This window comes from Nesterenkonia massiliensis (genome assembly GCF_000455245.1).
Taxonomy (GTDB): Bacteria; Actinomycetota; Actinomycetes; order Actinomycetales; family Micrococcaceae; genus Nesterenkonia; species Nesterenkonia rhizosphaerae.
In genome coordinates this window covers 172,650-184,167 of sequence record NZ_HG005168.1, presented here as the reverse complement: position 1 = coordinate 184,167, position 11,518 = coordinate 172,650, and the positions used below count along the sequence as shown (strand labels likewise).

At 64.4% G+C, this 11,518-nt stretch carries 14 protein-coding genes and 1 pseudogene; 7 read left to right on the top strand and 8 right to left on the bottom strand.

What is annotated here, in order from left to right:
• Nucleotides 1-514: MFS transporter (locus TX78_RS08055; protein ID WP_158644316.1), on the bottom strand; the 514-nt coding region annotated here is incomplete at its 3' end.
• A 341-nt stretch (nt 515-855) separates the two neighbouring features.
• Between TX78_RS08055 and TX78_RS13210 the strand changes: the two genes are divergently transcribed.
• Genes TX78_RS13210 through TX78_RS12670 form a run of 3 tightly spaced genes read left to right on the top strand, consistent with a single transcriptional unit; the run spans nt 856 to nt 1,834 of the window.
• Complete coding sequence (locus tag TX78_RS13210) at nt 856-1,017, top strand: DUF4244 domain-containing protein (protein WP_081652668.1); 162 nt, start codon at nt 856-858, stop codon at nt 1,015-1,017.
• A 5-nt stretch (nt 1,018-1,022) separates the two neighbouring features.
• Nucleotides 1,023-1,418 (top strand): TadE family type IV pilus minor pilin, encoded by a 396-nt coding sequence (locus tag TX78_RS08050; RefSeq protein ID WP_044495228.1) that lies wholly within the window; start codon nt 1,023-1,025, stop codon nt 1,416-1,418.
• Nucleotides 1,418-1,834, top strand: a complete 417-nt coding sequence (locus tag TX78_RS12670; protein WP_049897656.1) for an Rv3654c family TadE-like protein — start codon at nt 1,418-1,420, stop codon at nt 1,832-1,834. The genes TX78_RS08050 and TX78_RS12670 overlap by 1 nt, the downstream gene beginning before the upstream one ends.
• A gap of 22 nt (nt 1,835-1,856) precedes the next feature.
• On the opposite strand, the gene TX78_RS08040 is transcribed toward TX78_RS12670, so the two are convergent.
• Entirely contained in the window at nt 1,857-2,060 is a 204-nt protein-coding gene (locus tag TX78_RS08040; protein WP_044495226.1) for a hypothetical protein, read from the bottom strand.
• A 47-nt stretch (nt 2,061-2,107) separates the two neighbouring features.
• Between TX78_RS08040 and TX78_RS08035 the strand changes: the two are divergent.
• The 4 genes and pseudogenes from TX78_RS08035 to TX78_RS08020 all read left to right on the top strand — a co-directional run.
• A pseudogene (locus tag TX78_RS08035) lies at nt 2,108-2,380 on the top strand (DUF4031 domain-containing protein); the annotation flags it as partial.
• 218 nt (nt 2,381-2,598) lie between these two features.
• Entirely contained in the window at nt 2,599-2,871 is a 273-nt protein-coding gene (locus TX78_RS08030; RefSeq protein ID WP_049897655.1) for a hypothetical protein, read from the top strand.
• 60 nt (nt 2,872-2,931) lie between these two features.
• Nucleotides 2,932-3,666 (top strand): PIG-L deacetylase family protein, encoded by a 735-nt coding sequence (locus tag TX78_RS08025; RefSeq protein WP_044495222.1) that lies wholly within the window; start codon nt 2,932-2,934, stop codon nt 3,664-3,666.
• Nucleotides 3,667-3,715: 49 nt separating this feature from the next.
• Nucleotides 3,716-6,076 carry an ATP-binding cassette domain-containing protein gene (locus tag TX78_RS08020; protein ID WP_044495220.1) on the top strand — a complete coding sequence of 787 codons (2,361 nt, stop codon included), beginning with the start codon at nt 3,716-3,718 and terminating at the stop codon, nt 6,074-6,076.
• Between the two features lie 33 nt (nt 6,077-6,109).
• On the opposite strand, the gene TX78_RS08015 is transcribed toward TX78_RS08020, so the two are convergent.
• From TX78_RS08015 to TX78_RS07990, 6 genes are all read right to left on the bottom strand, one after another.
• The gene (locus TX78_RS08015; RefSeq protein ID WP_233722206.1) at nt 6,110-6,685 is read right to left on the bottom strand and encodes a hypothetical protein; all 576 of its coding nucleotides are present in this window, start codon (nt 6,683-6,685) and stop codon (nt 6,110-6,112) included.
• 139 nt (nt 6,686-6,824) lie between these two features.
• On the bottom strand, nt 6,825-7,403 hold the full coding sequence (locus TX78_RS08010) for a type II secretion system F family protein (RefSeq protein ID WP_049897653.1): 579 nt from the start codon (nt 7,401-7,403) through the stop codon (nt 6,825-6,827).
• Nucleotides 7,400-8,152 (bottom strand): type II secretion system F family protein, encoded by a 753-nt coding sequence (locus tag TX78_RS12665; protein ID WP_049897651.1) that lies wholly within the window; start codon nt 8,150-8,152, stop codon nt 7,400-7,402. The genes TX78_RS08010 and TX78_RS12665 overlap by 4 nt, the downstream gene beginning before the upstream one ends.
• Nucleotides 8,149-9,357: a TadA family conjugal transfer-associated ATPase gene (locus tag TX78_RS08000; RefSeq protein WP_049897650.1), complete on the bottom strand. Its 1,209-nt coding sequence runs from the start codon at nt 9,355-9,357 to the stop codon at nt 8,149-8,151. The genes TX78_RS12665 and TX78_RS08000 overlap by 4 nt, the downstream gene beginning before the upstream one ends.
• Complete coding sequence (locus TX78_RS07995; protein ID WP_044495217.1) at nt 9,347-10,555, bottom strand: P-loop NTPase family protein; 1,209 nt, start codon at nt 10,553-10,555, stop codon at nt 9,347-9,349. Before TX78_RS07995 ends, TX78_RS08000 begins: the two co-directional genes overlap by 11 nt.
• 155 nt (nt 10,556-10,710) lie before the next feature.
• On the bottom strand, nt 10,711-11,514 hold the full coding sequence (locus TX78_RS07990) for an NUDIX hydrolase (RefSeq protein ID WP_049897648.1): 804 nt from the start codon (nt 11,512-11,514) through the stop codon (nt 10,711-10,713).
• Nucleotides 11,515-11,518 lie beyond the last annotated feature (4 nt).

The window sequence follows — 11,518 nt, the reverse complement described above, 5'->3', positions numbered from 1 at the left end:
AGTTTTCTGGCAGCCGGATGATCAGCGCAGCGAGCATGGCCACCCCGGCCAGAGAGCTGGCGGTGACAAAGACCGCCTCGAAGCCGAACCGCTGGGTGAGCTGAATAGCAGAGAGCGGACCCACCGCATGCGGCAGCGAATTGGCCACCAGATAGTCGCCGGCACCTTCGCCGCGGCGCGTGGAGAGGATGATGTCGAAGATCGCCGCATTCAACGCAGACTGTCCGAACCCGATCGAGGCACCATGCAGCACGCGCAGTCCGATCAGCAAGACATAGGAATCCACCCAGAAATACCCGATGGCAGCCGCAGTGAAGATCAACAGACAGATCACCAATGACCGCTTGCGACCCAGCACATTGACGTACTTCCTCGCCGCCGAGCGAGCCACTAGGGCCCCAACCACAAACCAAGAGGCCGCAAATCCTGACGCCATCTGACCCGCGAGAAATTCACTGGCCGCATAGACCGCCATGGTGGTGATCAGCAGAAACCAGACCGTGGCGGTGAACATGTTGATGCAGATGCCCAGGAAAAAATCTCGGGTGAACAGCGGTGCCGGATTCTGCTGCCCCTGCTGGTCCGCCCAGTTCTCCCGTCACATAGTTCGCATTCTCAACGGAATCAATTTTGAGCATACTCCTGCCCGGCTACACCCACCGTTTCGATGCCCCACGGAGTTTTCCCCAGACTGGTCCCAGAGCGATCCGACACACCGTGCTCTCCACAGATCGGTGAGGAACTTCACCGCTGTGACCCCGAATCAATGAAGGTGAGAGGAGCCCTTGCTACCCCAGCAAGCGGCACCTCAACGATAAGGAGAGCACCGTGAATACAGGGCAGAAAAATTGTTCCATGAACACCCTGCAGCAGGAGGAGGACGGCTTGGCCACCGCAGAGTACGGGATCGTCATGCTTGCCGCAGTTGCTTTCGCGGGGCTGCTGACAGCTGTGCTGACCTCTGACACTGTGCAGGGCCTTCTGGAATCAGTGGTCCAGCGAGCACTGAGCCACTAACTCCGATGCCAGACCTGAAGGGACGACGACGCCGGGCAGCGCCAGCGCAGACTGCCGAACACGGTTCAGTCACCGCCGAGTTCGCGCTGGCGCTGCCTGCCGTGGTGCTTGTGCTGCTGCTGGTGCTCGGCTTAGGGATGCACGGGGCCGCCCGTGTGAGTGTGGAAGAGGGTGCCCGGATCGCCGCCCGGGAGTTGGCCCGTGGAACGTCTGCCGATACGGCCTCCCGGCTTGCCCGCGAAGCCGCGGGGCAGGATAGCTCCGTCCACCTCGGTCATGAGGGCGAATACGCCGTCGTGACCCTTCGGCGCCCGGTCCAGGTCCTGGGGCTGCTAGAGCTGACTGTGGATCATGAGGCTAGGGCCCATGTCCGCATCGAGCAGTTGCCCGGAGCCCCCTGATGACCTGCGGTCCTCCACGGTACGACTTCCGGCCCGGCGAGGACACAGGTTCGGGCACTGTTGCGGCCCTGGCCATCATCTTCGCGCTGTTTATCTGTTTATCGCTGGTGGCTATCGTCAGCAGCGTCAGCGCCGCCTCAGTGCAGTCGGCAAGAGCTGCGGATCTGGCCGCATTGGCCGCAGCAGATACCGCACGCGGGCTGCGCCAGGGGGACCCTTGCACTGTGGCAGAGCAGGTGACGGCGCGCAACGGCGCAGTACTGGAGGCATGCCAGGTGGGCGGACTCTTCCCTACGGAAGTCACCGTGACTGTCAGCCGTGAAGTGAGTATCGGCTCACTCGCTCAGCAACTGAACTTTCCGGGACTGCGGGTGCACAGCTCGGCCCGGGCCGGCCCACCCGAAGCCCTTCCGTAAGGCGTCAGCTGCTGAGGGGCCGTTAGGACATCGCCATGGCCTTCTGCTCATCGTGAGCGCTTTGGTAGTCCAGGGCAGCTTGCTGTTCCTGCGGCGCCTCCGCGTGTTCAGTGGTGACTGCTGTCTGCTCCTGCAACAGCTGCAGGATGCGCTGCACAGCGGGGCTATTCAGCAAGGTCCCCTTAGTGCGCACCAACAGCGTGCGCGTGGGGGTGGGATTCACCACGCTGCGCAGATCGCCTCGGAGACTCCAGGAGTAGACTGCCAGCCCTCATGACCATCTATATCGACCCGCCAATGTGGCCAGCACACGGCACCGAGTTCTCCCACTTGATCTCCGACCATTCGCTGGAAGAGCTCCATGCCTTCGCCGCTGGCGCCGAGCTCTCCCCGCGGGCCTTCGACTTAGACCACTACGATGTGCCCGCATTCCGCTACGAGACTCTGATTACACGTGGAGCGGTGCCGGTGAGTTGCCATGAACTGGTGCGGATCCTGATCGCCTCTGGCCTACGCGTCACAGCTAAGGAACGTCGCAACCTGCGCCAGCCCACATAGCCACGGCGGGAATGTCCCACACCGTTGAGCTGCTGATGCCCATGTGAGGCTCTTTTTATCACTGCCACTGCCGAACCATGCAGCCGAACACCTTCAGGAGGCAGTGCATTCAGTAGAGGCCGCAGCCCCGCAGACTCCGGGCAATCGGCGGCCCGCACTGCGCTGGGTGCCTGAAGAGCAGCGGCACCAGTCCGCTGGCTGCGCTGATGCGCCTCTGCGAACAAGCGGGATCCCAGTACAGCACCAGCGGTACACCGGCACCGGCCAGGGAGCGACGTCGGGCCCATGTCACCCTGGCCCGGGCCCGCGACAGGCGCCGAGCTGCAGAACAGCTCCAAGCCCGGGCGGCCGCCCTCTCAATCTACGAAGGACCCTCCTGGCGGGCTGACCAGGCCCACCTGATGCTCTCGGAACTCGGAGCCGGAAAATCTGGTGGGCCGCAGCATACGCTGCTGGACCGCGTGCCGTTGCGCGGTTGAGGGGTCGATTGGGCAGGCACTGCCCTTCCCTCTGCACCTCCGGCGTGGTGGGATGAACCCATGAGTTCCGAGTCCCTTCCGCTGTTTGATGACTCCGAGATCACCCGGGTGCTGTGTGTGGCCGCCCATCCTGATGACATGGAGTACGGGGGTTCTGCCGCTGCCGCCCGCTGGTCAGCCCGCGGCGTCGAGGTCTCCTACCTGCTGCTGACCGCTGGTGAGGCCGGAATGCGCTCGCGTCATCCGGAGGAGGCGGCGGCCCTGCGCGCACGCGAGCAGCAGGAAGCCTGCGCCGTCGTCGGCGTTGAGGATCTTAAGATCCTGGATTTCCCGGATGGCACCCTCCAAAGCGACCTCGCCACTCGCCAGGCGATCGCCAGGCATATCCGGCAGCTGAAACCGGACCTCGTCCTGACCCAGACTTGGGACCTTGAAGTCAGCTGGGGGCTCAACCATGCCGACCACCGCGCCACCGGACTGGCCACGGTGGATGCCATCCGTGATGCTGATAATCCCTGGGTCTTCCCGGAGCTGGCCCAGCAGGGCTTTGAACCCTGGGCGGTGAGCTGGCTGCTGGTCTTCGGCGGATCCGCCGATCACCTGGTGGATGTCAGCGGTGAGCCGCTGCAGCGCGGCATAGCCTCACTTGAAGCCCACGCCCAGTACCTGGCTGAGCTGGGCGGGGATTTTGATCCACGGATGATGCTGGAGTCCATGACCGAAGCGGCCGCCCAGCGCAGCGCAGACCCCCTGGTCAGCCACGCACTGCCAGTGGCCGTCTATCCCATGAGCTGACCCCGAGCCCGTCATTCAGCAGCGTCAACTGCGCACTAGACTCCCAGTCATGAGCGATGGCATTCATGCTGCTGATTCCCACGACGTCATCCGGGTCCAGGGGGCTCGGCAGAACAATCTCCAGAACGTGTCGGTGCAGATCCCTAAACGGCGTCTGACGGTTTTCACCGGCGTCTCCGGCTCGGGCAAATCGTCATTGGTCTTCGGGACCATCGCCGCGGAATCCCAGCGGATGATCAATGAGACCTATTCAGCATTTCTGCAGGGCTTCATGCCCACCCTGGCACGTCCTGATGTGGATGTTCTGGAGGGTCTGACCACCGTCATCCTGGTGGACCAAGAGCGCTTGGCGGCCAATATTCGCTCCACCGTGGGCACCTTCACCGATGTCAACGCCATGCTGCGGATTCTGTTCTCCCGGTTGGGTCAGCCGCATATCGGTTCGCCCAATGCCTTCAGCTTCAATGTGGCGACCGCCTCCGGCAAGGGTTCGCTGACTGTGGAGAAGGCATCCGCCACTAAGAAGCCGGCACGCGCGGAGTTCACCGTGCTGGGCGGGATGTGCCCACGATGCGAGGGCACCGGGCATGTCACCGACCTGGATCTGAACCAGCTGGTGGATAAGTCCCTCTCTTTGAACGAGGGGGCCATCACCATCCCCGGCTATAAGCCTGGCGGCTGGTCCGTGCGGTTCTATGCCGAGTCCGGGTTCTTCGATCCGGATAAGCCGGTGGGTCAGTACACCGAGACCGAATGGCATGATCTGCTGCATCGTGAGCCGGTCAAGGTCAAGATCGGCGGGGTGAATATGACCTATCAGGGTTTGGTCCCGCAGATCCAGAAGTCCTTCTTGTCTAAGGACCGTGAGGCTATGCAGTCCCATATCCGGGAGTTCGTGGACCGCGCGGTCACCTACATCAGCTGTCCCGACTGTGCAGGCACCAGGTTGAACGCCTCGGCCAGGTCCGCAAAGATCGCCGGCATCAATATCGCCGAGGCCTGCGCCATGCAGATCACTGACCTGGCCGAATGGGTGGACGGGCTGAAGGAACCTTCGGTGCAGCCGCTATTGGACTCACTGAGCAAGACCCTGGGGCACTTCACGGAGATCGGTTTGGGCTATCTGTCCCTGGACCGGGCTTCCAGCACACTCTCCGGCGGCGAGGCTCAGCGGGTGAAGATGATCCGCCACCTTGGCTCAGCGCTGACCGATGTCACCTACGTCTTTGATGAACCCACCGCGGGGCTGCACCCCCATGACATCCAGCGGATGAATAAGCTGCTGCTGCGTCTGCGGGATAAGGGCAATACCGTGCTGGTGGTGGAGCATAAGCCCGAGGTGATGGCTATTGCCGATCATGTGATCGATATGGGTCCGCGTGCTGGTTCCGCTGGCGGCCAGGTGGTCTACGACGGCGATCTGGAGGGTTTGAAGAGTTCTGGCACCCTCACCGGGCAGCACCTCTCATACCGGGCCCAGCTGAAGGACAGCGTGCGCACACCAGCCGGGCAGTTGCAGATCCGCGGCGCTGGGACACATAACTTGAAGAACGCCGATGCCGATATCCCGCTGGGCGTGCTGAGCGTGATCACTGGTGTGGCAGGATCCGGCAAGTCCTCACTGATCCATGGTCACGTGGCGGGCCAGGACGGTGTGGTGGCCGTTGACCAGTCCGCTATTAAGGGATCGCGGCGCAGCAACCCGGCCACCTATACGGGCCTGCTGGAGCCCATCCGGAAGGCCTTCGCCAAGGCTAATGGCGTCAAGCCCGCCTTGTTCTCCGCGAACTCGGAGGGCGCCTGCCCAGCCTGCGGCGGTGCCGGAGTGATCGAGACCGATCTTGGTGTGATGGCCTCGGCCTCGGCCCCCTGTGAGGAGTGCGAGGGTCGGCGCTTCCGTCCGGAGGTCCTGGAATACACCCTCGGTGGTAAGAACATCGCGGAGGTGCTGGATCTGCCGGTGACTGAGGCCGGCGAGTTCCTTGCTGCCGGGGAGGCCAAGCTGCCGGCTGCCCATAAGATCCTGCTCCGGCTGGCCGATGTGGGGCTGGGGTATGTCCGTCTGGGGCAGCCGCTGAACACCCTTTCCGGAGGCGAGCGGCAGCGCCTGAAGCTGGCGGTTCATATGGGCAATGACGGTGGCATCTACATCCTTGATGAACCCACCACGGGCCTGCACCTTGCGGATGTGGAGAACCTGCTGGGCTTGCTGGACCGGCTGGTGGATTCAGGGAAGACGGTGATCGTCATCGAACATCACCAGGCAGTGATGGCCCATGCCGATTGGATCATCGATCTTGGCCCAGGAGCAGGGCACGACGGCGGGGAGGTGGTCTTCACCGGAACCCCGGCTCAGCTGGTGGAAGCTGACACGCTCACCGCGCAGCACCTGAGCCGCTATATCCGCTGAAGGCTGCCGCCTCGGCGTAGTGGTGACCGCAGCTCAGCTGTCCCACTCCCCGAGGTCACCGTCGATCAGCCAGTGGTACCGGATGGTCAGGGCGCGCTCCAGAGCTGCCAGGCCACCGGCGATCAGCAGTGCGGTGTTGGCCCATGCGGGCAGCTGAATAGGTGAGGTGAAGGTCCCGATGTTCTCGGCCACCCAGGGAACATGGGTGATCGCTTCGATGGTCTGCGGGATCCCCAGAATCAGCGCGACCAGCAGGACGACGACGGCGCCGCGGCCGATCCACGCGCTCACTGTGGGGTGACTGCGGTCCAGGGCGGCACGCAGTCCCTCGCCTGAGCGGGGCTCCGGTGTCAGGAGGCGGCCTTCTTTGGCCTGGGCGCCCTGGGGTATGAAGTGGATGCGTTTGAGCCCGGTAAGGGTGGCTGCCACTTCGATATGCCCTCCCGGGACGCTGAACAGCGCCGGCAGGTCAGCGGAGGCATGGTGCTTACCGTTGCGGTAGAGATCGGCCCGGTAAGCCCCGGAGGTGCTGCTGAAGTCGAAGTAGTCCACGGAGACGGTGTAGGTCTCTGTTCCCCCGTCCTGGGTGCGGTGTTCATGGCTGAACATGGACCGAGTCAGCGGCTGCCACCAGCGGTAAGGCTTCATGGGGTGCCCGTCCCCTGGTTTCACCTTCTTCAGCTTCCGGTCGCGTCACCATCGATTGAGCATGGTTCTACGCTAGCGGCTGCGAAGCCCGACTGCGGCTTTAGATGCCGAGTGCGTCAGGGATCATGCTGATGACAACCGGCACCACACCGAGCACGATGAATGCCGGCAGGAAACAGGCTCCCAGGGGAAGCATCATCTTCACTCCGAGTTCAGCTGCCCGGCGTTCGGCTTCCTGGCGCTGCTCTGCCCGCGCCTGGGCTGCGGCGGCTTCGAGCATGCTGGCGGTGGGCGCCCCGGTGGCATAGGCAAACCGCAGGTGCGAGCAGAACCTGCCCAACTGCGGGTAGGGCGCCAAGTTGTGCACGCTGTGGTCCCAGGAGGCCCCAGCGGCGAGACTGCGATAAACCTGCGCTAGCGGTTGTGCCCCGGGGGCGGCGCGCGAAAGCCTGTCCAGGGCCGCTTCGATTCCTGTTCCGGCATGAAGCAGTGCTGCTGTGAGGTCCAGCAGCGTGGCGGCATCAACTTCTCCATCATTGGCGGATGGTTTCTTCGTCCGCGCACGCCAGACTCGCAGCGCAGCAGCGTGGCGCCTCGGGGTTCGCGCCGGTGCTGGCACAAGAAGGAGCACCGCCGCAATAGCCAGGGCTGCAGCGGCTCCGGCCAGCAGGGCGCTCATGGCATCTCCTGCAGTACGGAGGAGATCAGACGGTGGCTCCATAGTCGCCCGAGCAGAAGGCATACTGCGCCGATCACCAGGCATAGCATCCCCAGTCCGCCGCCGAAGAGAATCTGCAGCGGGTCAGCTCCCATCAGGTGTCCCAGCAGTATGCCTCCGGCGGGCAGCAGAGTGAGGATCAGCTGAGTGAGCTTCGGCCCGGCGGTCGCGGTCTCCACGGCTGCCCGCAGTTGGGCGGCTTCTTCGAGGGACTGCGCCATCTGTTCCACCAGTTTCGATAATGGAGCTCCAGTCTGGGAGGACAGTGTCGCTGCTGTCATCAGGCGCTGCAGCAGTCCGCGGATCTCCGGGTCGGTTGCTTGTTCGGCACAGCGCCGCAGGCCCTCAGCGCTGCCGATTCCGGCTTGTAAGGAGCCGCTGACCTGCTGAGTGATGTCACTGAAAGGGTGCTCTGCTGCACTGTGGCTCCAATGCCGATGCAGCTCCGCCCAGGCCTGGGCCTCCCCGCGGCCAGACTGCAGGAGTGCGACGAACTGCCGCAGTAAAGATGCTGCCTCCTTGCCCAGCTGCAACTGATGAACGCCCCGACGTCGCAGCCAGCTGCTGCCCGGCCGCTGGTGCAGGCCCCTCCCCGGGCTGCTGGTGCCTACGGAACCGGCATGTACTGAGCCAGGCGGTGTGGGCCGAATCAGTAGCAGCACCGCCGAGATGATCAGCAGGCCGACCGCAGCTGCCCACAGCCCGGTCATTCTTCTTCCCTATGCCGGGGCCCCGCTGCAGGGAAGTCCCCACCTGCGCTGCCCGGTGGCAGCATCATCCGGGAACGGGGAAGGTCAGGGAAGAACCGGTCCCATTCTTCCTGTGGTTCTGCTGCGTCATGGGTGACGGTGAGCACCGGCCTCATCCGGATGGCCCCGTCCTGATAGGTCAGTGCCGAAAGCGCCACAGGAAGCCGACTACTGCCCCGGCGTTCCACATGAATGACTGCATCCAGGGCAGCGCCGGCTTGCAGACCCACTGTCTCGGGGCTGAGTCCGCCGAGGGCTCCCATGGCGATGAGCCGCGCTGGAACGGCATGGGGTGAGTTGGCGTGCAGCGTGCCACCGGCACCGTGATGTCCGGTATTCATCGCGGTCAGGAAGTCACGCAGCTCCCCACCCCGGCACTCCCCCACGATCAGCCGGTCCGGCCGCATCCGCAGGGTCTCTCGCACCAGCTGACCCATCCCGATCTGACCGGTGCCTTCGATATTGCCCTGGCGGCCCTGCAGATGCAGCACATGGGGGTGCTCGGGCATGAGCTCGGCGGTGTCTTCCACCACGATGATCCGTTCGGTGGCGGGAACCTCGGTGAGCATGGCCGCCAGAAGCGATGTTTTCCCTGAGCCAGTGGCTCCTGAGATCAGATAGTTCATCCGGTGCCGGATCAGATATCGCAGTACCGGCAACCAGACCTGCGGGCTGATCCACTGGGTGGCCAGCTGTTCAAGTGTTGCTGAGGACCCCCTGGCCACACGTACCGAGATCATGGTTCCTTCCACTGCGACCGGGGGCAGCACCGCATGCACCCGGTAGGTCCCGATTCGCCCGTCTGCGCAGGGATGTCCCTCATCGAGTCGGCCACCAGCCACCGAAATCAGCCGGCGAGCCAGGGCACGGGATTGTTCCTCACTTTCGAGTCTGACTCCGGTGCTGCGCAGCCCGCCGTCGCCGTCGGTCCAGATCTCTCCATGGCCATCAAGGACCACGTCTGTAATGCCAGGCTGTTCAGCAAATTGCTGTAGCGGACCCAGGCCCACTAACTCATCGCGGAGTTTCTTGACCAGCTGCTGTGTGGTCCCCGAGCCCAGCGCCAGGCCCTCGGAGCGTACGGCTTCGGCGATCCGGGCCGCTGTCACCGGTTCAGCTGAGGTGGTCAGCTTGTCCCGCAGCGCCTCGAGCTGCTCAGTGCGCACTGGTCACCCCCGATGTCTCCAAGAGGCGCCCGATCAGGGCTGCTCCGCGGGAACTGCGCAGCATGTCATAAGCAGTGCTGAGGTCATCGCTGCGACGCAGCCAGCGCTGTTCGGCCACATCGGCAATCACCGGCACTCCGGTGGCCTGCTGCATCTGTGCACTGTCCCAGCCGGTGGCAGCACGGCCATTGGTGACCACGGAGATCTCTGGCTGCCGGTCGGACTGCCGGTGCAGCTGGGATATCAGCTCCCGAGCGGAGGCTGCGCCCCGTGGGCATGGTGGTGTGATCAGGAATAGGTGGTCAAGGTAATCGGCGAGTCCAAGAATCGTCTCGGGCCGGTGACCGGCATCTATGAGTACTGCGTCGAAGGATCGCCTACCGGCATCCGCTGCAGCCAGCACAGCTTGTGCCTCCGGAGCCGGTGTCCGCCCGGTCAGTACCGCGATGCCTTCCCATACCGGCAGCCCGGTGCGCAGATGCGCCGGGGAGAGCCGACCTTCTGTCTGAGAGAGCAACTGCCAGTCCAGCTGACCGCTCAGGTCTGCTACCGGGTCTGCAGCGCTACCGCTGCGACGACGGTTACCCGCCCGCCTCCGGGACCGGATACCTGAGTTCTCCGGGACCAGTTCTAAGATTCCGCTGCCGGGGCCGCTGCAGGCGTCCAGCAGAAGCGGTACAGCCTCCCGCACCGCCAGCTCGGCGGCACACAGGTAGGCGATAGTGGTGCAGCCGACCCCGCCGAAGACCCCTGCCACCGCAACGACCGGGGCGCGGTGCTGCTCGGTGATACGGCTGCTCAGATACTCACTGAGCCACGCTTCAGCTGCCGGAAGCGGCACAGGAGTCAGCTGCGGATGCTCGGCGGCGGCCTCCCAGAGGTTTCCCGTGGCACGGCCCACTAATAAGACCGGTTCATGAGTGGGGGCCGTTGCGGCAGCCTCCGGCGAACAGAGCATCGCCACCGGTCTGACCGGCTGACTGTCCCGGGACTTCAGCGGCGCCTCTGGTCGCGGACCGCCCGGTGCCGGCCACTGGCTGGAGCATTCCAGGCGGGCACCGATCACCGCGCTGATCAGCGCAATCTCATCGCGCAGCTGATCATCAGTGGTGACCAGCAGCAGCCGTGGTTCATCACCGGCGGCGGCTTCATCTGCCGGTGATGGTGAAGTCCGTTCTGCCGGTTGGGCGCGAGTCATGTTTCAAGACTGATCCCTCACCTAGGAACCGCGCAGGCTTCCTGCTACTGACTGGGGAGTCTGTCGGCGCGCCAGAGCCGTTGTGCCGGCCTGGGGAAAACCCTGTCTGGGGAAACTCTGTCCGCTCAGCCACCGGCGGTCCCGGACAGATCCAGCTAATCCCGGCGGAACTGCCGAGGGTCCAGCTCCCGGTCGGGATCCCACGGCTCAGCCCAACCCAGCCGATCCAGTATCCGGTCCAGCAGAATCCCGGTGAACCCCCAGACAAAGGAATCGTTGGTCCAGAACGCCGGTGAGCTCAGTTTCACGTTGTCACGCATCAGCACTGCCGAATAGCGGCTCTCAGCGGCGACCAGTTCCTTCACCGGAAGCTGCAGCACCCGCGCCACCTCGTCCTCCGAGGGAGTGAGCACACCGCAGTCCCTGGTCACCGCCAGCACCGGGGTCACCATAAATCCGCTAACAGGCACCGGAGCCGGGGGCAAAGTACCCAGCACGACGACGGTGCTCGGGTCCAGTGCCGTCTCCTCCTGGCTCTCCCGCAGGGCGGTGGCCACAATGTCCGCATCAGTGTCATCGGCGGAGCCGCCGGGGAAGGATATCTGTCCGGGGTGCTTGCGCAGCCCGGCCGCCCGCTCGGTGAGCAGTATCCGGGGGCCCTCACCGGACCCGGTGCAGCTCATCAGCACCAGTACGCCTGCCTGACGTGCGTTCAGCGGATCCACCGTCGGGGTGGCGGGCGGCTGCTCCAGAGGCAGCGGATTCCACCAGCCGCCAGCTGCCGCGGCCTCAGGGAACGCCTGCCGATAACCCCGGGCGGAATCGAGCAGTCGGGTCAGAGCCGAGGCCACGCCGTCGTAGTCTGTGGGCACCGGTACGGCCGGCTCCGTGCGAGAGGCAGCTGCCCGCGCCGCAGTGGGCTCGGGGTCCAGCGGGTCTGCCTGATCCGGTGCCGTCATAGTC